Here is a 23,103-nt window from a genome sequence, read left to right on the forward strand (position 1 = left end):
TGATCCTCTATCTGAAGAGGAAGTTCAATAAGCCTTCATTTGAACCAACACTTGTAAAATAAATAAATACACAAAATAAGGCTGTTCGTGGAAGACGTCTGCAAGTGACGTCGTTCATGAACAGCCTTTTATTGTAACGTTGCAAATACATTTACTCCAGTTCAAGTTTAGTTACATTGAAATTTTCACTTAGAAGATACCAATTTGTATCGGCAGTAATTCCTAGCTTCCAATAACTAACGCCTCTTAAGCCTTGTTGTTTGACAAGATTGAATTTGGCTTGTAGACTACGAGCATCCTCGAACCAGACGACGTGTTCCTTTTTGTTTTCATCGTAAAATGAAAAATGAGGTGATTGTGCTGTGGAGTCATATTCGATGGCAGCTTTTTTCTCTCGTGCAAGTGTCGTAGCAGCTTCGGTACTTAATGCTTTAGCTCGTGAGACTCCTGATTCATAGGGTAATGTCCATTCATATCCATACAATGGAATTCCGAGCATAATTTTATTAGCTGGAATTTCGGTCAAAGCATAATTAATAACTTTAGAAACTTCGTTGAGCGGAGCGACTGCTCGCGGAGGTCCTCCCGTCCAACCCCATTCGTAAGTCATAATAATTACAAAATCGAGCACCTCACCATGAACTTTATAATCATGAGCTTCATATAACCTTCCTACTTGATCAGCACTTGTCTTAGGGGCTACTGCAGAAGATACCAAATAGTTAAATTGATGTAGATGTTTCGTTATATCACGGAGAAATTGATTATATAATTCTCGATCCTCAGGAGGGATATATTCAAAATCAATATTAAGTGCCTTAAAGTTACGATCCATCATCGTATTAGACACAGTTGTAATTAAATGAGTGTACGATTGTTGTGTATTGAGTACATGGGAAATAAGTTCGCCGCTAAATCCATGTTCTGAAATGTTTGAGATTACCATCATAGGAGTAACACCGTTTGCGATAGCTGTTTCTCGTAGTGCCTCATCATCAATATTAATTAGCGTCCCATCTTCTTGAATATGATAGCTAAATATGGCGAGATAGGTTAGTTCATTGGCATGCTCTTTAACTTCATTCTGTGCAACCTCATCGTAACGCTCGATATATCCATTCACTTCTATCGTCGTTAATTGTGGAGCAGGAATTTTAATGATTTGTCCTGGCTTTATAAGGGCAGGGTTACTGATGTTATTGGCAGCTGCAAGTTCTTGTAGACTTAATCCATATTGCCTGGCAATTGCCCATAAAGATTCACCACGCGCAACTTTATGTGTTTTGCTAGTTGATGGGGTAGGAATAATTAATGCTTGACCAACTACAAGAGCATCACTTTCTCCTATATTATTAACTTCAATAATATGCTCAAGTGGCACGCCGTAAGTCCGTGCCAAATTCCACAATGAATCATTCCGTGCAACAGTATGTATTTGCATGTCTTCCCTCCTAAAACTTTTTATTTACATCTGAATATACTTCTTGTTATAAAAAGTAACTTCGAAAGCAATAGTTTAACTTTTTATTTATTAACCCATATATGCGATAGCGGATAGAACTCGTGATCAATCCCACATATGCTACAGCGGAGAGAACTAATCGCTAGTGGAAAAGCGATAGCGGTCGTTTTTGTCCTCGGATTTATACCACTATTGTTTATCCCAATAAATCCGAGGCCAACGGCGATTGTAACAGCGATTAGTTCTCGAAGCGTTGCTATAACAACGGTGATTGTAACAGCGATTAGTTCGGGAGCGTTGCCATCGCGACGGCGATTGGTTCTCGGATCGTTGGCCATTATACTCATATATATTCATAGAAAATTGTCTATATTATAAGAAATCGAAATATTTGTAGTCTATGTATGTTCATTCGTTTTATAGATTACATTTCATGTTAGTTATTAGTGAACTTAAGTGAAAATAGTCGATATTTAGGTGTTAACATTTGAGTTTATGTTAGAAAAGCGAACTATAAGAAATGATTAATGATTAATGTTCGTATTTTGTTGACAGTACTCATAGAGTTAGATAAACTATAAGTGCGTGTTCAAAAATCCAGATTTTCAACACCGCGAAGGTGAACTGAAAGTAGGGTCTAAGTCATTAAATAACTTAATAGAACAATCTAAATAATTATTGGGAAATATGTATATATCTCGTATATGTTTGAGGGAATGGCTCAAACGTCTCTACCCAGAACCAACACTTTCTGGACTACGGGCTTAATGATGCGATTGAATGAGATGGTGAAGACATTAATTCTTACACTGAGGTAACTAGAAACAGAAGAGTTTCTCAATTACTTCTAGTAGGTATTCATACCTCAATGGAGTCTGCTCTTAACTTCGATCAATTCATAAGTAGAAACAGCCGTATTAGCATATGCTTTTTAGCTATTACATGCATGTTTCATCGAAGTCCGGTAGCGAGTCTGAGATGGTTTGCTAGTGGACTTTTTGTGCTTTTTTATCTTATTTGCATGTAGAGATCATCAATAACTTCATATAAAGAAAGTAGGTAATTCGTAATGTCTGCAAAGGTTGGCGTAATCATGGGAAGTAAATCAGATTGGGCAACAATGAAATTAGCTTGCGATATTCTGGAAGAACTTGAAATTCCCTATGAGAAAAAAGTAGTTTCTGCACATCGTACTCCAGATCTAATGTTCGAATATGCGGAAACTGCATTGCAAAGAGGAATTAAAGTAATTATTGCCGGTGCAGGTGGTGCTGCACATTTACCAGGTATGGTTGCAGCAAAAACAATCTTGCCGGTTATTGGTGTTCCAGTGAAATCCTCTAATTTAAGTGGACTAGATTCCTTGCTATCCATCGTACAAATGCCAGGTGGTATTCCAGTGGCAACGGTAGCGATTGGTAATGCAGGAGCAACGAATGCAGGACTGCTAGCAGCACAGATGCTAGCGACTTCCGATTCCGAATTACAAGTGCGCGTCGAAGCTCGTAGAGAACGCGTGAAGCAAGAAGTGCTAGCAAGTAGTGAAGAAATATGAGTGACCGTCAAGTAAACGTAAGTATAAAGACCATTCTGCCTGGCTCTACAATAGGAGTACTTGGTGGAGGTCAACTTGGACGTATGATTGCGAACGCTGGTAGCGAACTTGGATATCGCTTTGTAACGCTTGATCCAACAGATGGCGGACCAATGGGGCAAGTAAGTGAGCAAATTGTTGCGCAATACGACGATGCTAATGCAGCTCGAGAGCTTGCAAAGCGTACGGACGTCATAACGTACGAATTTGAAAATGTGGATGCAAATGTAGCTTCGATGTTAATGGAAGAAGCATATGTCCCACAAGGAAGTCACTTGCTATATACGACCCAACATCGTTTGCGTGAAAAACATGCAATCGAAGCTGCGGGTGTTCAAGTAGCTCCTTATCGCGAAATTACTTCACAAGCTGATCTAGAAGCTGCAGTTGCCGAGTTCGGTGTACCTTGCGTGTTGAAGACAGCGACAGGTGGTTATGATGGTAAGGGACAATGGGTAATTCGTAGCGAGCAAGAGATTGCGGAAGCTTTTGAGACGTTAGTTAAGGCTAAAACTGAGCTAGTGTTAGAGAAATTCATTAAATTCTCTAAAGAAATTTCCGTTATTGCAGCACGTAGTCCACAAGGTGAAGTGAAAGTTTTCCCTGCATCTGAAAACATTCATGTTAGTAATATCCTTCATCTATCTATCGTGCCAGCACGCATTAACCCAGCATTACAACAACAAGCTGAGCAACTTGCTCTGCAAATTGCACAAGGCCTTGATGCAGTAGGGTTAATTGCAGTAGAAATGTTTGTAACCGAGGAAGGCGAGCTTTTTGTTAATGAGCTTGCACCTCGTCCACATAATAGCGGTCATTATACAATGGAGGCATGTCGCACATCGCAATTTGAGCAACATGTTCGTGCTGTATGTAATTTACCGCTTGGCGATACTAGCCTCACAACCTCGGTTGTGATGGTCAATGTACTTGGTCAGCATGTCGCACCTTTGCTCGAAAGATTTGCAACTCATGATGAGCTTGCTGATCAGTTAGTTGTGACACCAAAGCTTCACTTGTACGGTAAAGCAGATGCTGTTCATAACCGTAAAATGGGCCATGTAAATGTATTAGCTCGTAGTAGCGATGACGCAATGCAATGGATCGAATCCACCGGGATTTGGACAGAAGAATGGAAAAGTTGGAATTAATAAATTAGATATTGGAAGGGTGTTACTTGAATGTTAGAGCGTTATAGCAGACCTGAAATGAGAGCCATTTGGACAGAACAGAATAAATTCCAAGCTTGGTTAGAAGTAGAACTTTGTGCTTGCGAGGCATGGGTAGAACTAGGAGTAATCCCAGCTGAAGATGTTGAGGCACTTCGTGCAAAAGCTACTTTTGATGTCGAGCGTATTTATGAGATTGAACAAGAAACTCGTCACGATGTTATTGCTTTCACACGTGCCGTATCTGAAACAGTCGGTCCAGAACGTAAATGGGTTCACTATGGTCTAACTTCAACTGACGTTGTTGACACTGCTACTGGATATTTGTTACTTCAAGCCAATGCAATACTTAAAAAGGATATCGAGAACTTTATTGCGATTGTTCGCGACAAAGCGCTTCAATATAAAGATACACCAATGATGGGTCGTACACATGGTGTACATGCTGAACCTACAACTTTCGGTTTGAAATTAGCACTATGGCATGAAGAAATGAAACGTAATCTTGAGCGCTTTGAGCATGCTGCTGATAACGTTCAATACGGAAAAATTTCAGGTGCAGTAGGAACTTATGCTAATATCGATCCTTTCGTTGAAGAATTCGTATGTAATAAATTAGGTACAAAAGCTGCTCCAATCTCAACACAAACATTGCAACGTGATCGTCATGCTGAATATTTGGCAACACTTGCGTTAGTTGCAACTTCTCTTGATAAGTTCGCAACTGAAATTCGTGCGTTGCAAAAGAGTGAATTCCGTGAAGTTGAGGAAGCTTTCGCTAAAGGTCAAAAAGGATCTTCTGCAATGCCTCACAAACGTAACCCAATTGGTTGTGAGAACATCTCTGGTCTATCTCGTGTTATTCGTGGACATATGCTAACTGCATACGAAAACGTAACATTGTGGCATGAAAGAGATATCTCTCATTCGTCAGCAGAGCGTGTTATTCTTCCAGATGCAACGATGCTTCTGAACTACATGCTTAACCGTCTAGGAAACATTATCAAAAACTTGACAGTGTTCCCTGAAAACATGAAACGTAACATGGGTGCAACTTATGGCGTTCCATTCTCTGGTCGTGTATTAACGAAGTTGATCGACAAAGGATTTAGTCGTGAGGAAGCTTACGATACAGTTCAACCACGTGCGATGCAAGCATGGGAAACTAAAGTGCAATTCCGCACTATTATAGAAGAAACACCAGAAATTACAGCAGTTCTTTCTCCAGAAGAGATTGAAGATGCGTTTAATCCGCAGTGGCATCTGAAGCATGTAGATACTATTTTTAAAAGATTAGCTTTGATATAGCTCGTACGTCAGCATAATCATCGTGATCACGTACAATAAAGCTTCTTCGAGTATTTGTGCGTCAGCACCAAGAATATGACATGAAGCTAGCGAAGTGCGAAGCGTAAGTGTACGTTAGTTAGTACACGCGCATCGTAAACAAGCGATGAATGGCATATTCGCCGTCGAATAAGCTACGTCAGCATAATCATCGTGATCACGTACAAATTAGGAGGAATTAGTTCATGACTACGCAAGTGCAAGCAATTTCTTCAGCAGTTGATTATGTTCGTGCTCCCCTTATTTATAAGGGTAAAGTTCGCGAATTGTATGATCTAGGTGAGCATTTCTTGATTGTTGTTACAGACCGAATCTCTGCATTTGACTATGTTCTTGATCCTGCAGTTCCTGACAAAGGGAATGTATTGAACTCATTATCCGCGTATTGGTTTGCTATCACTGAAGACGTCATTGCTAATCATGTCGTTCATACTGATGTGTATAAGCTTGGCGACATTGTTACTGAGCCCGAATTGCTTAAACATCGTATTATGGTGTCTCGTAAAGCTGAACGTATCGATATGGAATGTATCGTTCGTGGCTATATTACGGGAGGTGGTTGGAGACAGTATCAAGAATCAGGCGGAATTAACGGAGAACCGCTACCAGCGGGCTTACGTAAAAATGAGAAGCTTGCAGAGCCGATCTTCACACCATCAGCTAAAAATGATATCGGTCATGATGAAGATATTTCATTTGCTGAAATGAGTAAACGTATTGGCAAGGAACTTGCTGAGGCACTGCGTGAGCGTAGTATTGCACTATATAACTTCGCCCAAGCTTATTGTTTGGAAAAAGGAATTATCCTTGCAGATTGTAAATTTGAATTTGGTATCATTGATGGTGAAATTATTCTAATTGATGAAATCTTTACTCCAGATTCTTCACGTTTCTGGGCACAAGACAAATTCGCATATGATATAGAAATTGATAGTATGGACAAAGAACCCGTTCGTGCTTACCTATTAAGCTCTGATTGGGATAGAGATAGTAAGCCTGCTCCACTTCCAGATCATGTTGTTGAAGAAACGACAGCACGATATCGCAATATTTATACTTCTATTACTGGTAAACAATTAAGCTAATTTAATCTAAATAATAACATTATGGACTCTACTGCCACACATACTTATTGCTAGTATGCACTCTGGTCAGTAGTAAACTTAAAGTCCCCCAGGAGGATATTATGAAGGCAACTGTTTATGTAACGATTAAAGAGAATGTACTAGATCCACAAGGAACTGCTGTGCAAGGCGCGCTTCATTCAATGGGATTCAATGAAGTTGAGAAAGTTCGTATTGGTAAATATCTTGAAGTTAATCTTGATACAACTGATCGCGCAGAGGCTGAAGCTCGCCTTAAAGTTATGTGCGAAAAGCTGTTAGCTAACACTGTCGTTGAAGACTACCGATTTGAACTGGAGGACTAATGTTATGAAGTTTGCTGTACTTGTATTTCCAGGCTCTAACTGTGATATCGATTGCTACAAGGCTGTAGAGCAAGCCATTGGTCAAGAAGTAGATTATGTATGGCATACAGCTACGGACTTGTCCGCATATGACTGTATTCTAGTACCAGGTGGATTCTCTTATGGAGACTATCTTCGTTGCGGTGCAATTGCACGCTTCGCTAATGTTATGAATGAAGTTCAAAAAGCTGCTGATGCAGGTAAATATATTTTAGGGATTTGCAATGGTTTCCAAATTCTTACGGAAGCTAATTTATTACCAGGCGCATTGATTCGCAACAATGGATTGAAATTCCGTTGTCATCAAACGCCACTAGAAGTAGTGAATAACAACACACCATTTACATCAGATTACGCACAAGGTGAAATCATTAATATTCCTATTGCGCATGGTGAAGGTAACTACTTCTGTGATGAAGAGACATTGGCTCAATTGAACGAAAATAATCAAATTGTATTCCGTTATGCTGACGACACTAACCCTAACGGATCAGTTGAAAATATTGCAGGAATTAGTAATAAAGCAGGTAATGTCGTAGGAATGATGCCTCACCCTGAGCGCGCAGTAAGCGAGATTTTAGGTTCTGCGGACGGCAAACGTATGTTTACATCGATTTTGAATGCATGGAGGGAACAACATGGCACAGCAATTAACGGCTAAGGAACCAACCGTAGAACAAATCGCGGAGCAAAAAATTTATCAGCAATTCGGCGTATCAGATTCTGAATTTGATCTAATCTGTGGCTTCCTTGGACGCAAGCCTAACTATACAGAAATTGGTGTGTTCAGTGTAATGTGGTCTGAGCATTGTGCTTATAAAAGTTCTAAACCGATTTTGAAAAAATTCCCAATTACTGGACCGAAAGTTCTTATGGGGCCTGGTGAAGGTGCTGGTATCGTTGATATTGGTGACAATCAAGCGGTAGTATTCAAAATCGAATCACATAACCATCCATCTGCTGTCGAGCCTTACCAAGGTGCAGCTACAGGCGTTGGTGGTATCATTCGTGACATCTTCTCTATGGGTGCTCGTCCAATAGCGGTTCTTAATAGCCTTCGTTTTGGTAGCCTGGAAAATGAACGTGTGAAGTATTTGTTCGAGAATGTTGTTAGCGGTATTGCTGGATATGGTAACTGTATTGGTATTCCAACGGTTGGTGGCGAAGTTAACTTTGATGAAAGCTACGAAGGTAACCCACTTGTTAACGCAATGTGCGTCGGACTAATCGATCATGATAAAATTCAACGTGGTGTTGCTAAGGGAGTAGGTAACCCGGTATTTTATGTTGGTCCTGCAACTGGTCGTGACGGTATTCACGGTGCAACCTTCTCATCTGTTGAGTTGTCTGAAGAATCAGAGCAAAACCGTACTGCAGTTCAAGTCGGTGATCCATTCATGGAGAAACTTGTAATGGAAGCTACTCTTGAATTAATCAACTCAGGTATCGTTCTTGGTATTCAAGATATGGGTGCTGCTGGTCTTACATGTTCAAGTGCTGAGATGGCTTCTAAAGCAGGTAATGGTCTTGAATTATACCTTGATGAAGTTCCTCAACGTGAAACAGGCATGACACCTTACGAGATGATGTTATCTGAGTCTCAAGAGCGTATGCTATTCGTTGTTGAACCAAAGCATGAAGCACAGGCGAAAGAAATTTTCGATCGTTGGGGCATTATTTGTGCGAAGGTTGGTAAAGTAACGGATGATGGACGTCTTCGTCTTATTCATAAAGGTGAACAAGTGGCAGATATGCCTGTACAAGCGCTAGTTGATGAGTGTCCTGTATACAACAAACCATCTTCTGAGCCGGCTTACTACAGTCAATTTGCTGATCTAGATGCAGCAGACTTTGCTGAACTTACTGATCTTAATGGTGCACTTGAAGAGATTCTTGCTTCTCCAACAGTTGCAAGCAAAGAGTGGGTTTATAACCAATATGATTATATGGTTCGTACAGCGACAGCAGTCCAACCAGGTTCTGATGCGGCAGTTGTGCTAGTTGATGGCACTCGCAAAGCACTTGCAATGACAACAGACTGTAATAGCCGTTATGTATACCTTGATCCAGAAATGGGCGGACGAATTGCGGTATCTGAAGCAGCACGTAATATTGTATGTTCTGGTGCTGAGCCACTTGCAATTACAGATAACTTGAACTTCGGTTCTCCGGATAAACCAGAAGTATTCTGGCAAATCGAGAAATCTGCAGATGGTATTAGTGAAGCTTGTGTTGCACTTGAAACTCCAGTTATCGGTGGTAACGTAAGCTTGTACAACGAAAACAATAAAGGTGCAATCTACCCTACACCTGTAATCGGTATGGTAGGACTTGTACACGACATAGATCATATTACAACGCAAGGTTTCAAATCAGAAGGTGATGTTATCGTTCTACTTGGCGAAACTAAGCCAGAGTTTGGTGGTTCTGAGCTTCAATATGTGAAAAATGGTGCTCCATCAGGACGCCCTCCAGTGCTTGACCTAGCTGTTGAGAAAAATGTACAGCAAACAGTATTAACTGCAATTCAAGCTGGTCTAGTTGCTTCAGCACATGACTTGTCTGAAGGTGGTATCGCAACTGCTATTGCTGAAAGCTGTATTAGCGGTAAAATCGGTGCTAAAGTATCAGCAACTACTAGCCTGCGTACAGATCACTATCTATTCAGTGAGTCTCAATCTCGTATTCTACTTTCTGCTACGGCAGCTAAAGCGGATGAGTTACTTGCTCATTTAGCAGCAAAAGGTGTTGCTCATGCTGTAATTGGTACGGTTGGAGGCAACGATCTAGATATTACGGTTAATGATAAAGCAGCTATTAACGCTCCAGTATCTAAATTTGAGAGAGCGTGGAAGGAAGCGATCCCATGTCTAATGAAGTAAAAGACTTGCAACTATGGACGGGTGATCATTATAACGAAGGTATCGGTCGTGACGATATCTTCGACAAGTTAAGAGAAGAGTGCGGTGTGTTCGGAGTTTTCGGGCACCCTGACGCTGCTGGCGTATCGTACTATGGTTTGCATGCTCTTCAACATCGTGGAGAAGAAAGTGCAGGGATTTGTGCAGTAGATGGTAGCAACAATAATCAATTTAATTACCACCGTGAGATGGGTCTTGTGAAAGAAGTATTTACGCAAGACATTCTTACAAGATTAAAAGGAGAACGTGCGATTGGACATGTACGTTACTCTACAGCAGGAGAAAGCAAGCTTGCTAACGCACAGCCACTAATTTTCAAATATCGTGATGGTGATCTCGCGGTTGCTACAAACGGTAATATTGTAAATGCTCCTGAAATTCGTAAAGAGCTTGAGATGAGTGGCTCAATTTTTCAAACTTCAAGTGATACAGAAGTTATCGCCCACTTAATTGCTCGTTCATCGAAAGATTTCGTAGAAGCAGCTCGCGATGCACTTCGTCGTTTAGTAGGTGGTTATGCGTTCTTAATTATGACGAATAACAAGCTAATTGCTGCATCTGATCCACATGGTTTACGTCCATTATCTATGGCGACTCTTGGTGATGGTTATGCGTTCTCTTCTGAGACATGTGGCTTCGAGGCTGTTGGAGCCGAGTATGTACGTGATGTGCAACCAGGCGAAATGATCGTCATTGATGAGAATGGTATTAGCTATGATCGCTATGATGCTGGTGAATCTCGTCGTGCAACTTGTGCGATGGAGTATATTTACTTCGCAAGACCAGATAGTGATATTAACGAAATTAACATTCATGCTGCTCGTAAACGTATGGGTAAACGTCTTGCACTAGAATCTTTCGTGGATGCTGATATTGTAACAGGTGTTCCTGACTCAAGTATTTCAGCAGCGATTGGTTATGCAGAGCAAACAGGAATTCCATATGAGCTTGGCTTAATCAAAAATAAATATACAGGTCGTACCTTCATTCAACCTTCACAGGAACTTCGTGAAAAAGGGGTTAAGATGAAGCTTTCTGCTGTTCGTAAAGTAGTTGAAGGTAAGCGTGTCGTTATGATCGATGATTCTATCGTTCGTGGAACAACTTCGTTACGTATCGTTAATTTGTTACGTGAAGCTGGTGCTACTGAAGTACATGTTAGAATTACTTCACCTCCATTCAAAAATCCTTGCTATTATGGTATTGATACGCCAAGTCGTGATGAATTGATCGCATCATATCGTACGGTTGAGGAAATTCGTCAACAGATTAATGCAGATTCACTAACCTTCTTATCTGATGAAGGATTGATGGAAGCTGTTGGCGGTCATGAAGGGAAGTATAAGCACGGCATGTGCATGGGATGCTTCGATAATGACTATCCGACTGTTGTGGATGAATCATCTGATAAAAGCTGCAGTTGTTAGAGGGCTTAACTTTGATCTCGATGTATCGCGTTGTAGCTTAATCGACATCGAAGATTGAATGCTAGCAAAATTTCCGGTGCTCACGTAGTAAGTACCTACGCTGCGCTCCTCAATTTCTACTAGCGTCCAATCTTCTCGGAGCTGAAAGCTAAGCTAATTGAGGGTAGATCTCGATGTATCGCTATCGAAGTTAGTGATTTATGAAGTGAAAAATGGTTTATGCTTCCGAAGTGACTTTTCATTAGCGAGAAGTTACTTCGAGAAGATAATGAAAAGTTTGAGGAGTTGACATAAATGTCAGAGGCGTACAAAAAAGCTGGCGTCGATATTGCGGCGGGTAATGAAGCAGTAGAACGTATGAAGAAGCATGTAAAACGTACTTTCCGTCCAGAGGTTATGGCTGATCTTGGTGGATTCGGTGGCTTGTTCAGCTTGAACAAGGAGAAGTATGAAGAACCAGTATTGGTTTCTGGTACTGACGGCGTTGGTACAAAGCTGAAGCTTGCATTTGCAATGGATAAGCATGATACGATCGGTATTGATGCAGTAGCAATGTGCGTAAATGATATTATTGTACAAGGTGCTGAGCCTTTATTCTTCCTTGACTATCTTGCTTGCGGCAAAGTAGTACCTGAGAAAATCGAAGCAATTGTTGCTGGAATTTCTGAAGGTTGTGTACAATCTGGCTGTGCGTTAATCGGTGGTGAAACTGCTGAGATGCCTGGTATGTACTCAGAAGAAGAATATGATATTGCTGGATTTACTGTTGGTATCGTTGATCGTCCAAAGATGATTGATGGTTCAACAATTGCTCCTGGTGATGCAGTTCTAGGTTTTGCTTCAAGTGGTATTCATAGTAACGGTTTCTCTCTTGTACGTCGTCTTCTTCTTGAAGAAGTAGGTTATTCTCTTCATGATGAGGTTGCTGAACTAGGTGGAGCGAAGCTTGGAGACGTTCTATTAGAACCAACGAAAATTTATGTGAAATCTGCTTTGAAATTAATCGAGCAAGTGAATGTGAAAGGTATGGCTCACATTACTGGTGGCGGATTTATTGAAAATATACCTCGTGTACTACCTGAAGGTGTTAACGTAGATGTGAACTATGGTTCATGGCCAATTCTACCAATCTTCGAACTGATGCAACAAAAAGGAAATATTACGAATCGTGATATGTTCACAACATTTAATATGGGCATTGGGCTTGTTGTGGTTGTTCCAGCTGAGCAAGCCGAAGAAGCAATTCGTATAGCTAATGAGTTAGGTGAGCAAGCTTACGCTATCGGAACGGTAACGGAAGGTAACCGCATCGTAACGTTTACTGGAGCAGAAGTGTAATGACATTACGTATCGCTGTATTTGCATCGGGTCAAGGTTCGAATTTTCAAGCTATTGTTGATGCAGTACAGGAGAAGAAGCTCGATGTATCCATCGAGCTTCTTGTTTGTGATAAGCCACTAGCTCCTGTTGTTGCACGTGCAGAGCAAGCAGGAGTAGAAGCATTTGTATTCAAGCCCAAGAATTATGCTTCTCGTGAGGCTTATGAGAAAGAGATACTAGCAATTATGCAACAAAAACAGATCGATCTTGTTGTACTTGCAGGCTATATGCGAATTATAACTCCAATACTTGTAGAACCGTATTATGGACGTATGCTTAATGTACACCCGTCTATGTTACCTAGCTTCCCAGGTGTCAATGCATTAGGACAAGCGCTAGATTACGGAGTAAAAGTAACCGGAGTGACGGTTCATTTTGTAGATGGTGGCTTAGATAGTGGTCCAATTGTAGCTCAACAAGCAGTTATTATTGAAGATGGCGATACAGAAGAAAGCCTAGCGGTACGTATTCATGCGATAGAGCAGCAGTTGTATCCAGAAGTTATTCAGTGGATAGCAGAAGGTAGAGTACAAATAGAAGGCAGACATGTAAAGGTAGTTCAAAACGTCCAACCGTGATCACGATGATTATGCTAACGTAGCTTATTCGGCATCGAATTACCACCCCATCGAAAGCCTGCGTGTGCTCGTGTACCAATAACTACTACTTGCGCTACTCGTTTTAGCTGTGGGTCATCTTCTTGGTGCTGACGTGCGAACGTTTTGAACCTTCATTGTAATCTTATGTTCAAAACATCTCCTCGTGATCACGAGGAGTTTGGTAACGATGTAACTTTTTATTTTCTGGTAGTATATCAGGATGCTATAAAAATTTTAGGAGGAATAAATAGTGGCAATTCGTAGAGCGTTAATTAGTGTATCTGACAAAACAGGAATCGTTGAATTTTCAAGAGCTTTGACAGAGCAAGGTGTTGAAATCATTTCAACAGGTGGTACTTTCAACCTTCTTCAAAAAGAAGGGGTGCCTGTTATCGGTATTTCTGATGTTACTGGTTTCCCTGAAATTTTGGATGGACGAGTAAAAACTTTACACCCAGCTGTTCATAGTGGTTTACTAGCTGTTCGTGATAGTGAAGAGCATCAAAAAGCGATGGAAGAACTTGGACTTGATTATATCGATCTAGTTGTTGTAAATCTATATCCATTCAAAGAGACGATTGCAAAACCAGATGTTTCTTATGAAGATGCGATTGAAAACATCGATATCGGTGGACCAACTATGCTTCGTTCTGCTGCGAAAAACCATGCATTTGTTACAGTTGTTGTTGACGCTGGTGACTATGCTGGAATCGTTGAAGAGATTAAAGCAGACGGTGACACTACACTAGCAACTCGTAAACGTCTTGCAGCTAAAGTATTCCGTCACACTGCTGCTTACGATTCCCTAATCTCTGATTATTTGTCTAAAATCCAAGGTGATCCGCTTCCTGAAACATACACAGTAACATATGAGAAAGTTCAAGATTTGCGCTATGGTGAAAATCCTCATCAAAAAGCAGCTTTCTACAAAAAGCCTCTTGCAGCTAGTGGAAACATTACAACAGCTGAGCAACTACACGGTAAAGAGCTTTCTTACAATAACATTAATGATGCGAACGCAGCGCTTGCTATTTTGAAAGAATTCGAAGAGCCTGCTGTTGTTGCGGTAAAACATATGAATCCTTGCGGAGTAGGTATTGGCAGCGATATTCACCAAGCTTACCAAAAAGCTTATGCAGCCGATCCAACATCTATTTTTGGTGGTATTGTTGCAGCTAACCGTACAATTGGTGCGGATACTGCTGAACTTCTAGGAAGCATTTTCCTTGAAATCATTATTGCCCCAGACTTTACTGCTGAAGCACTTGAAATACTGACTAAGAAGAAAAACATTCGTCTTATGAAGCTAGGTGAATTCCAAGCAGCTGGTGAGCGTCAATCAGACTGGGTAGTAACATCAGTTGATGGCGGTATGCTAGTTCAGGAGAACGATGTTCATAATATTAAAATTGAAGATCTTCAAGTGGTAACAGATCGCCAGCCAACTGAAGAAGAAATGAAACAACTACTATTCGGATGGAAAGTTGTTAAACATGTGAAATCTAATGCTATTCTATTAGCAAAAGATGATATGACAATCGGTGTTGGCGCTGGTCAAATGAACCGTGTTGGTGCTGCTCGCATTGCTATTGAGCAAGCTGCTGAAAATGTTCAAGGAGCAATTCTTGCTTCCGATGCATTCTTCCCAATGGGTGACACAGTTGAACTTGCAGCAAAAGCTGGTATTACTGCGATTATTCAACCAGGTGGATCAATTAAAGACGAAGAGTCTATTGCAGTAGCAAATGCGAATAACATTGCGATGGTATTCACAAGCGTTCGTCATTTCAAACATTAATTTGAAAATGAAGGGAGACTCTTTGCAATGAACATTTTAGTTATCGGTAGTGGTGGTCGTGAGCATACAATCGTATGGTCATTGAACAAAAGTGATAAAGTTAGTAAGTTATATTGTGCTCCAGGTAATGCTGGTATCGCTCAAATTGCGGAATGTGTACCTATCGGTGTTTTCCAATTTGACGAACTTGTTGCATTTGCTAAGGAAGCAAGTATCGATCTTGTGTTTGTCGGTCCAGATGATCCGTTAGCACAAGGTATTGTAGATGCTTTTGAAGCTGCGGGTATTCCTGCTTTTGGTCCAAATAAAGCAGCAGCTGAAATTGAAGGAAGCAAAATCTTCATGAAGGATTTACTTAAGAAATATAATATTCCAACAGCTAAATATGAGACATTTACAGACTTTGAGTCTGCACTAACATATTTGAAAGCACAAGATCTTCCTATCGTTATTAAAGCGGATGGACTAGCGGCTGGTAAAGGCGTTACGGTAGCTGCATCATTTGAAGAAGCGGAAGAAGCACTTCGTTCCATTATGGTAGAGAAAGTATTCGGTGATGCTGGTAATCAAGTTGTTATCGAAGAATTTCTAGCTGGTCAAGAAATGTCTATTCTAGCATTTGTTGATGGCGAGACGGTTAAGTCAATGGTTCCTGCCCAAGATCATAAGCCGATCTTTGATGGTGATAAAGGTCCTAATACTGGTGGTATGGGTACGTATACGCCACTTCCACATATCCAGCAAAGTATCATCGATGAAGCAATTGAGAACATTATTATTCCAACTGCAAAAGCAATGGTAAGCGAAGGTCGTCCATTCCGCGGAGTATTATTTGCAGGTTTGATGATTACGAAAGATGGCCCGAAGACAATTGAGTTTAACGCTCGTATGGGTGATCCGGAAACTCAAGTGGTATTACCTCGTCTAAAAACTGATCTATTAGAGATCGTGCTAGCTGCAATGAACGGTACGTTAGCTAATCTTGAGATTGAGTGGAACAATGATGCTGCAGTATGTGTAGTTATTGCTTCGGAAGGGTACCCAGCGAACTATCCTAAAGGAAAAGTAATTACTGGTCTTGAAACAGCTGAAGCGAAGGGCGCTCTAGTATTCCATGCTGGAACAGCGATGCAAGATGGTCAATTCGTAACGAATGGCGGTCGTGTTCTTGGTGTTGTAGGTCTCGGTGAAAATATTCAAGCTGCTCGAGCACATGCATACGATGCAGTAGCTAGTATTCAGTTTGAGGGTATGCAGAGTCGGACTGATATTGCTATGAAAGCTTTAGTTTAAGAGGTAGTTCAAAAAGCGGACGTTGATAACGATGATCATGCTGAAGTAGCTTATTCGACATCGAATATGAAACAAACTTGGGAAGTCCGGTATGCATGTACCAATAACGTACATTTGCGTTTCCTCCTTCCGCAAGTAGCGTTTCATCTTCTCGATTCTGAAAGCCCGCTTTTTGAACCTTTATTGGAAGCTGTAGTTCAAAAAGCGAACTTTGATAACGAAGAATAGGCTAACGTAGCATACTCGACATCGACGATGAAGCGAACATTTACTTAAATTAATTACTCTAAAAATAAAAGCTGCTGTTGTTTTCACTTGTGAAAGTAACAGCAGCTTTATTTGTTTTTGTGCGGATAAAAGTCATCTCGAATCTCATAATGATATAAAAAAACATACAAAAATTTTCAGAAGTCAATGGATAATATTTAATAATGAGTTTTTGTAGAAAGATTAATATTTTCTCATAAATCTATGTTATACTATGGATAGTGTCTATTGAAAATTACTTAGTGTAATAGATTCTTGCTATGATTCGAATTTATTAATAGCGGGTAATGATAGGGACTAGTACAAAATGCATTTGAATGGAATACTAGTGAATAGAGGATGAGTACTATGAGACGATCTAACTTCTATTTCAAGTCATTTCAAATCGCGATCTTATTTGTATTGCTAATCGTTATATCAGCTTGTTCATATTTTCCAGCGATTGCTCCAATTGATCAGAGTGAAATTAATAGTGAAGGACCACCTCCTGCTCAAGTAGAAGGTTCTCCGGTATCAACATTATTTCCAGACCTTATTGTAGATTTTGAAGAAGAGAAAATTGTATCTGAGCATGCTACACCTCCTGAGGAAGAAAAGCCAAATAAAGGAGATCAAAAAACGATGCGAATAGCACTCACGTTTGATGACGGTCCAGACTTGAAATACACTCCGCAAATATTAGATATTTTGAAAGAGAAAAATGTGAAGGCTACTTTTTTTGTTGTTGGTATTCAAGTGAATAAGTATCCTGAAGTTGTTCAACGGATGGAAGATGAAGGACATATGATAGGGAATCATTCCTATACACATCCTAGTTTTACGAAATTAACAACTGATCAATTGAAGCAAGAGATTGATAGCACGGATAAAAAGATTGAAGGAATCATCGGTTATACACCTGAAATCGTCAGACCGCCTTATGGGGCTATTAATGATGAGATTAGAGCGAATCTTGAGTCTTACGGCAAGAAAGTTGTTATTTGGAATATTGATCCGCGTGATTGGGATGGTACTTCTGTTGACGATATGCTAGATAATATTTTGACTAATGCTCGAGATGGTGGTAATATATTGCTTCATTCATTTGGAAGTAAGCATGTAGCCAATACAGTAAATCTATTACCAACGGTTATTGATAGACTAGAAGAGTTAGGATACATATTTGTTACAATTGATGAGTTGGAATAATATAGATTATAATAAATTAATTATAAAGCTAGATACAGAATAAATATTCTTGTGTAAAGAATGTTCGTTCTGTATGCTAGCTTTTTGTTTTTCAATATAGCAGTTTACAATATGGGTTTCATAAATATTGACAGAGAGAGCACTTGATGATATTCTAATTATTATATAATTCATAGTATACAGGTCGGAATAATATAGATTAACTCACGAAAATTTAGATTAATGCTTTCGTAGCTAGTTTTTGTTGGATAGAGACTTACAAAAAGTTTTAGGAGGAGATAGCAGTGGAAAAACAATTAACGATTCATCATGGTGAACTTAGCCTTACTGCAACTTTGCATTATCCTATTCATCAATCACATGAAGTATCAGATCAAGGAAAGAAGCCAGTTATAGTTATATGCCATGGCTTCGTAGGTAGTAGAATCGGTGTAGATAGACTATTTGTAAAAACTGCTAGAGAGTTAGCAAAGCAAGGTAATTATGTAATGCGCTTTGATTACGCTGGCTGCGGTGAAAGTGATGGAAACTATGGTCAGTTAGGATTCGACTCTATGATTGATCAGACTAGATCGATTTTAGATTATGTAACTGATCTAGATTGTATTGACCCTGCTAGAGTTACTTTATTAGGACACAGCCTAGGTGGCGCAATAGCGATCATGACTTCAGTAAAAGACAAACGCGTGAAACGACTAATATTATGGTCCGCAGTAGGTTATCCATTCAATGATATTGTACGTATCGTTGGACGAAAGAGCTTTGACGAAGCACATACAACAGGTACTACCGACCACCTTGGTTACTCTTTATCACCTGTATTTTTCGATTCATTAATGGAACATCAGCCGCTTCAAGCTGCGACACGTTTTGGTGGAGATGTACTTGTCGTACATGGCACAAGTGACGACACTATTCCAGCAGATTATGGCTTCTTATATCAGAAAGTATTTTGGACACGTGGAGATGGAATTTGCGATAAGGAAATTATCTTCCAAGCGAACCATACTTACTCCAGTCACCAACATCAACAAGAAGTAATTGAGGTAACGGCAAATTGGCTTAAGAAATTAGAAGAACAGAAGCAACAATGGTTGAACTGGTCCATATAGAAATTATTGTTTTAAACAAAAAGACGATATCTTTCGTGATATCGTCCTTTTATTTGGTTAAATGGAACTTTAGATGTGGAAAATAGTGTTCATATGGTGCAGTTATTGAATTCTTCGCTTATATTTCCCATTACTTGGAATACGTATGTGCACATCCAAGCTTTCTATAGAGTTTTCATTCAGAATAAAGTTGTCCCCTCTATCAGTCATAGTTACCCACTGTTTTGGGTATTTCATTCTGAAAGGGTGCATGAGGCTGTAAAGATCTAATTTATTTTCTATACCGAGTGTATAGATAGACATTATTTCTTTCTTTACTTGATCTTCAGCAAGCTTTACCAGTTCCTCATAAGAAATTTCTTCAATATACTCCTGCATAATTGCTTGATATTTAGCAGTTATTTTGAATTTCACTTCCCCATTTTTAAGTAAAGGTTTTACTTTAATTTTAGGCTGAAAAATTGTGAGATTGGCGTAAGCAGTTTCTTCATTCTGAACAGTTAAAGTTACTCGATTGAATTTCTCGTCTAGCCATTGTATCCCTTTCAATTGTTCACGCTTAAATAGCCCCGTTTCTTTAGCAGAAGACTCAAAGTAAGCGCCTTTAACTGTAAGGACTCCTATTGGCTTATCTGACTGAAGCCATGCAGAATTATTAATTCCTATACAAGGAACATATATAATACGATCATTTTCGTTACTATTAACAATATATTTGAACATCAATGTAGGTGGAAATATAGAGTTTTGTTCATAATTACCGGTAGGATTATGAAGAATCGTGAATAGAGATGTCATATTGAAAAATGATGCAGTCGCAAATATTTGCTCGATGGGTTCTTCGGTTACATATAACCAAGTATTATACCGAGTGCTCGGCGAACGATATAATCGCTCGACAATGGTTGATCCTAATTGCTCCATTGCTTTGGCAGTTACAACGACAGCTCCCATATGTCCCCATTCGACATGTTCTTGAGACGTTTGATACATATTGAAGACCGCTTGATTCATTGTTTTGCCATATCCTTTTCCAATAAAAGTAGATTCTTCAGGAGAACTCCTTGCTCCTCCTTCACTACGGGAGATACTATTGAAATCAAACATTTGGGCATATATAGTGAATTGTTCATCCTTGTAGTCTATTCCCATTGCAGAAATATATAATTGATCCTGAATACTAATCGAACTCCAGCAAGCAGTTAGTGGTAGAAATAAGGTGCAGAGCAGTATCGTTTTTAATAGAAATGTACATTTCGTTACATACATCGTTATTCATCCTTTTTAGGTTTTTGCGTATGCAAGAAGCTAGGCCTTCTCTTCATCCATCGTAAGGGAACTTCAAACAAGGTGGGCATCAATCCACGCAAATCTAATGGTGATAAAGGAGCCAAGTAAGGAACACCGAAAGACCGAATCGTTGATAAATATAAGCAGAACAAAATAATTGATAAAATAAACCCGTAAATTCCGAGAAATGTTCCGAATAGAAATGCGAAGAATCGAATCATAACGACAGTGCTACTTATGGACTGATTGACAAGCGTTGCACTAGCAACTACGGTAATAGCAGTAACAACGATAATAATGGGTGATACAAGACCAGCTCGTATAGCAGCGTCCCCTATAATCAGTCCACCAACTACAGTTAATGTTTGACCAACTGTACTAGGGAGACGGATTCCTGCCTCACGCAGTAACTCCATCAAAGACATAATGATGACCATCTCTAGACCAGCATCCAAAGGTAATCCATGCCGTGAAGTAGAAATGGTAGCTAGCAATGCGAAAGGTATTTGGTCGGGATGGAATGTTGTAATTGCCACATAGAACGATGGAAGGAAAATAGTCAATAATAAAGCCATTAACCGCAATAGCCGACCGATATTTGAAGATAGTAGTGGGAAATAACTGTCCTCAGGAGACTTCATTAGCAACAGAAAATTAGCAGGAGCTAAAATAGCTGTTGGATTGTTGTCTAATATAAGGGCAAATCTTCCATTAAGCAAACTATCTGCAATAAAATCTGGTCTACCTGAGTAGTCCATTGTCGGAAAAAGAACATACGATTGATCAGAAATAAGCTCTTCCAAGTTACCAGTTGAGACAACTTGTTCGACATGAATCGCTTCTAATTTTGATCGTATATTGTTGATCGTCTCTACATTGGCGATATCATCCATATACATTAATGCAAGCTTTGTTGAAGTTCTAGTGCCTAAAGTAAAGGTTTCGCAGGCAAGGTGTTGACTACGAATTCTACGACGAATTAGCGCAACATTTGAACTAATATCTTCAATTAGTCCATCACGAGGTCCTCGTATTGATGGTTCTGAAACAGAATCTTCTGTTGAGCGTTTAGGAATATTAGATATATTAATGGTCCAAATAGCTTGTAGCTCAGGGACGATAAACATAAAATTCCCTTCAAATAATAAAGCTGAAAATTGATTTAGAGTAATAGGCTCATCAGGAAAACTGATGGTCGACCAATTCAATAACGTTACATTTTGAATATCAGATATACTTGTGAACTTTGATTTTTCATAGATGAGATTTAACTCCGGATAGATCGTTTCGCTAAGCATTTTACTATCTATGACAACGTCAGAAAAAACGATAAATACTTGCTTACCATCCTCCTTTTTTTGATAAGAGTTATTATATCCAGAATGAGGAGAGGAGGACATACTATTACGAAATGGTGAAGAAGTACGATCCATCGGCTGTTTGGTTCCTTTATTATAAGAGCCCATGCTACTTGTTGATTCAGTATTACCATATGTTTTGTTCACTATTATGACATCTTCACAAAGCTTAAAGTAATCTTTTAACGCTTCTTCTGTAAGTTCAACTAGTTGATCCTTCATTGTTACGTCGCTCCTTTACACGAATGATATATATAGATGCTCCAATAAGAAGGGTAAATAGCAATACGAATATTAGTAACCCTGGAAAGTAAATATGTTGGAGTAGACTCAACATATTATCTTCTGTCCAAGGTAAAAACATGAGGGCAATCATAGCTGCTCCAGCTAAACAAAGAAATAATAATCTATAGTTATTTTTTCTAATTTGAAACAAGTCAACCATTAGATACATGGAGATGGATATGCGCACAATGGAACCGGATAGCCATTGATAAATAGATAAAAAATCAACATGCTGTAGGAACTCTCCTAAAGATAATATTTTCCATTGATCAAAGGCTGTATGTCTTTGTTTTGAAGCTTCATCAGGACCAAATTCGGTAATAGCACCTGTTAACGGTCCCAAGACCATCATTAACAAAAAGAGTGCGAGTATTACCGTTTGCCACCATTTCATTTTCTGCTTAATATGGTGAGAGTAAAGCATAATAACCCATATTTCCATTAGTGCAGAGATGATGTACAAGCTTCCGCTAATCGCTGGGATATAACCCTTATCAAAGATCGGGAAAAGCAAATCCCAATCTTTATGTTTCGTATTAGATAAAGCAACGAAATATCCAAGGAAAATAACGATAGGTAGTAGTAATGATGCAACAATGGCAATCGATTGTAGACCACAGTAGGCAGCTAAAACACAAATAATTGTTGCTACCAAAGAAACGACGATGAAAGGAGTTTGTACCATATATGTAGTTACTGCCCACATCATAGTATCGAGAAGACTATAAAACCCTGAAAAAAACAATATAAAAGCTAATACGAATTTAACTATCCAGCTAGCCATATTGCCCCAATGTTGTTTGGTCCACTCAATATAGGATTGGCCGTTTAATTGTTTGATGAGATAGTTATAGATCAAAAACCAGACAATAAAAAATGGAGCTGCAATAATGACTGCGATCCAAGAATCGCGACCAGCTACATTGAGAACTACAGGTATAGACATAACATGCGCGACTATACCAGCACTTAAAATAATGATTGAAATAGAGAGCCATATTGTAATGTTTCCCCTCTGCTGATCCAAGTTACATGCCTCCAATAACCAATGATTCCATTATCTTGTCAATAAAGGTTCGTTTTTAGTCAGAAAAACAGTAAAATTGTGGAGACATCCCGAAAAAACTGTGATTAAATAGAAATTA

At 39.4% G+C, this 23,103-nt stretch carries 19 protein-coding genes and 1 riboswitch; of the genes, 14 read left to right on the plus strand and 5 right to left on the minus strand.

Features of this window, described 5'->3' with window-relative positions; genetic code table 11:
• Nucleotides 1-151 precede the first annotated feature (151 nt).
• Together NV377_RS22690 and NV377_RS22695 are read right to left on the minus strand one after the other, a co-directional pair.
• On the minus strand, nt 152-1,441 hold the full coding sequence (locus NV377_RS22690) for a glycoside hydrolase family 18 protein (protein ID WP_258203097.1): 1,290 nt from the start codon (nt 1,439-1,441) through the stop codon (nt 152-154).
• A gap of 83 nt (nt 1,442-1,524) precedes the next feature.
• Nucleotides 1,525-1,800, minus strand: a complete 276-nt coding sequence (locus NV377_RS22695) for a hypothetical protein (RefSeq protein ID WP_258203098.1) — start codon at nt 1,798-1,800, stop codon at nt 1,525-1,527.
• Nucleotides 1,801-2,140: 340 nt separating this feature from the next.
• Nucleotides 2,141-2,241, plus strand: a riboswitch (purine riboswitch).
• A 290-nt stretch (nt 2,242-2,531) separates the two neighbouring features.
• On the opposite strand from NV377_RS22695, the gene purE reads away from it, so the two are divergent.
• The 14 genes from purE to NV377_RS22765 all read left to right on the plus strand — a co-directional run bounded on the left by purE (nt 2,532) and on the right by NV377_RS22765 (nt 19,025).
• On the plus strand, nt 2,532-3,017 hold the full coding sequence (gene purE, locus NV377_RS22700) for a 5-(carboxyamino)imidazole ribonucleotide mutase (protein ID WP_258203099.1): 486 nt from the start codon (nt 2,532-2,534) through the stop codon (nt 3,015-3,017).
• Nucleotides 3,014-4,207, plus strand: coding sequence for a 5-(carboxyamino)imidazole ribonucleotide synthase (gene purK, locus NV377_RS22705; RefSeq protein ID WP_258203100.1), 1,194 nt, complete (start codon nt 3,014-3,016; stop codon nt 4,205-4,207). The genes purE and purK overlap by 4 nt, the downstream gene beginning before the upstream one ends.
• 30 nt (nt 4,208-4,237) lie before the next feature.
• Nucleotides 4,238-5,533 (plus strand): adenylosuccinate lyase, encoded by a 1,296-nt coding sequence (gene purB, locus NV377_RS22710; RefSeq protein WP_258203101.1) that lies wholly within the window; start codon nt 4,238-4,240, stop codon nt 5,531-5,533.
• A gap of 224 nt (nt 5,534-5,757) precedes the next feature.
• Nucleotides 5,758-6,657 carry a phosphoribosylaminoimidazolesuccinocarboxamide synthase gene (locus tag NV377_RS22715; protein ID WP_258203102.1) on the plus strand — a complete coding sequence of 300 codons (900 nt, stop codon included), beginning with the start codon at nt 5,758-5,760 and terminating at the stop codon, nt 6,655-6,657.
• Between the two features lie 101 nt (nt 6,658-6,758).
• Entirely contained in the window at nt 6,759-7,001 is a 243-nt protein-coding gene (gene purS, locus NV377_RS22720; protein WP_258203103.1) for a phosphoribosylformylglycinamidine synthase subunit PurS, read from the plus strand.
• Between the two features lie 4 nt (nt 7,002-7,005).
• Nucleotides 7,006-7,701 (plus strand): phosphoribosylformylglycinamidine synthase subunit PurQ, encoded by a 696-nt coding sequence (gene purQ, locus NV377_RS22725; RefSeq protein ID WP_258203104.1) that lies wholly within the window; start codon nt 7,006-7,008, stop codon nt 7,699-7,701.
• Complete coding sequence (gene purL, locus NV377_RS22730; RefSeq protein WP_258203105.1) at nt 7,679-9,922, plus strand: phosphoribosylformylglycinamidine synthase subunit PurL; 2,244 nt, start codon at nt 7,679-7,681, stop codon at nt 9,920-9,922. The genes purQ and purL overlap by 23 nt, the downstream gene beginning before the upstream one ends.
• A complete protein-coding gene (purF, locus tag NV377_RS22735) occupies nt 9,907-11,388 on the plus strand; it encodes an amidophosphoribosyltransferase (protein WP_258203106.1) in 1,482 nt (493 codons plus the stop codon). Before purL ends, purF begins: the two co-directional genes overlap by 16 nt.
• Before the next feature lie 294 nt (nt 11,389-11,682).
• On the plus strand, nt 11,683-12,726 hold the full coding sequence (gene purM / locus NV377_RS22740) for a phosphoribosylformylglycinamidine cyclo-ligase (RefSeq protein ID WP_258203107.1): 1,044 nt from the start codon (nt 11,683-11,685) through the stop codon (nt 12,724-12,726).
• A complete protein-coding gene (gene purN / locus NV377_RS22745) occupies nt 12,726-13,346 on the plus strand; it encodes a phosphoribosylglycinamide formyltransferase (RefSeq protein WP_258203108.1) in 621 nt (206 codons plus the stop codon). The genes purM and purN overlap by 1 nt, the downstream gene beginning before the upstream one ends.
• A gap of 271 nt (nt 13,347-13,617) precedes the next feature.
• Nucleotides 13,618-15,165: a bifunctional phosphoribosylaminoimidazolecarboxamide formyltransferase/IMP cyclohydrolase gene (gene purH, locus NV377_RS22750; RefSeq protein WP_258203109.1), complete on the plus strand. Its 1,548-nt coding sequence runs from the start codon at nt 13,618-13,620 to the stop codon at nt 15,163-15,165.
• A 27-nt stretch (nt 15,166-15,192) separates the two neighbouring features.
• The gene (gene purD, locus NV377_RS22755) at nt 15,193-16,458 is read left to right on the plus strand and encodes a phosphoribosylamine--glycine ligase (RefSeq protein WP_258203110.1); all 1,266 of its coding nucleotides are present in this window, start codon (nt 15,193-15,195) and stop codon (nt 16,456-16,458) included.
• A 615-nt stretch (nt 16,459-17,073) separates the two neighbouring features.
• Entirely contained in the window at nt 17,074-17,913 is an 840-nt protein-coding gene (locus tag NV377_RS22760; protein WP_258203111.1) for a polysaccharide deacetylase family protein, read from the plus strand.
• Between the two features lie 284 nt (nt 17,914-18,197).
• Nucleotides 18,198-19,025 carry an alpha/beta hydrolase gene (locus NV377_RS22765; protein ID WP_258203112.1) on the plus strand — a complete coding sequence of 276 codons (828 nt, stop codon included), beginning with the start codon at nt 18,198-18,200 and terminating at the stop codon, nt 19,023-19,025.
• A gap of 102 nt (nt 19,026-19,127) precedes the next feature.
• On the opposite strand, the gene NV377_RS22770 is transcribed toward NV377_RS22765, so the two are convergent.
• From NV377_RS22770 to NV377_RS22780, 3 genes are read right to left on the minus strand one after another with little or no spacing between them, the layout of a single operon-like run.
• Nucleotides 19,128-20,294: a Ger(x)C family spore germination protein gene (locus NV377_RS22770; RefSeq protein ID WP_258203113.1), complete on the minus strand. Its 1,167-nt coding sequence runs from the start codon at nt 20,292-20,294 to the stop codon at nt 19,128-19,130.
• 2 nt (nt 20,295-20,296) lie between these two features.
• Nucleotides 20,297-21,895, minus strand: coding sequence for a spore germination protein (locus NV377_RS22775; protein ID WP_258203114.1), 1,599 nt, complete (start codon nt 21,893-21,895; stop codon nt 20,297-20,299).
• On the minus strand, nt 21,876-22,985 hold the full coding sequence (locus NV377_RS22780) for a GerAB/ArcD/ProY family transporter (protein ID WP_258203115.1): 1,110 nt from the start codon (nt 22,983-22,985) through the stop codon (nt 21,876-21,878). The genes NV377_RS22775 and NV377_RS22780 overlap by 20 nt, the downstream gene beginning before the upstream one ends.
• Nucleotides 22,986-23,103: the final 118 nt, after the last annotated feature.

Source organism: Paenibacillus endoradicis (assembly GCF_024721975.1).

Bases quoted from the DNA above. Each gene is read 5' to 3' on its own strand.
- NV377_RS22690 (WP_258203097.1), bottom strand. From the start codon at position 1,441: ATGCAAATACATACTGTTGCACGGAATGATTCATTGTGGAATTTGGCA.
- NV377_RS22695 (WP_258203098.1), bottom strand. From the start codon at position 1,800: ATGGCCAACGATCCGAGAACCAATCGCCGTCGCGATGGCAACGCTCCC.
- purE (WP_258203099.1), top strand. From the start codon at position 2,532: ATGTCTGCAAAGGTTGGCGTAATCATGGGAAGTAAATCAGATTGGGCA.
- purK (WP_258203100.1), top strand. From the start codon at position 3,014: ATGAGTGACCGTCAAGTAAACGTAAGTATAAAGACCATTCTGCCTGGC.
- purB (WP_258203101.1), top strand. From the start codon at position 4,238: ATGTTAGAGCGTTATAGCAGACCTGAAATGAGAGCCATTTGGACAGAA.
- NV377_RS22715 (WP_258203102.1), top strand. From the start codon at position 5,758: ATGACTACGCAAGTGCAAGCAATTTCTTCAGCAGTTGATTATGTTCGT.
- purS (WP_258203103.1), top strand. From the start codon at position 6,759: ATGAAGGCAACTGTTTATGTAACGATTAAAGAGAATGTACTAGATCCA.
- purQ (WP_258203104.1), top strand. From the start codon at position 7,006: ATGAAGTTTGCTGTACTTGTATTTCCAGGCTCTAACTGTGATATCGAT.
- purL (WP_258203105.1), top strand. From the start codon at position 7,679: ATGGCACAGCAATTAACGGCTAAGGAACCAACCGTAGAACAAATCGCG.
- purF (WP_258203106.1), top strand. From the start codon at position 9,907: ATGTCTAATGAAGTAAAAGACTTGCAACTATGGACGGGTGATCATTAT.
- purM (WP_258203107.1), top strand. From the start codon at position 11,683: ATGTCAGAGGCGTACAAAAAAGCTGGCGTCGATATTGCGGCGGGTAAT.
- purN (WP_258203108.1), top strand. From the start codon at position 12,726: ATGACATTACGTATCGCTGTATTTGCATCGGGTCAAGGTTCGAATTTT.
- purD (WP_258203110.1), top strand. From the start codon at position 15,193: ATGAACATTTTAGTTATCGGTAGTGGTGGTCGTGAGCATACAATCGTA.
- NV377_RS22760 (WP_258203111.1), top strand. From the start codon at position 17,074: ATGAGACGATCTAACTTCTATTTCAAGTCATTTCAAATCGCGATCTTA.
- NV377_RS22770 (WP_258203113.1), bottom strand. From the start codon at position 20,294: ATGTATGTAACGAAATGTACATTTCTATTAAAAACGATACTGCTCTGC.
- NV377_RS22775 (WP_258203114.1), bottom strand. From the start codon at position 21,895: ATGAAGGATCAACTAGTTGAACTTACAGAAGAAGCGTTAAAAGATTAC.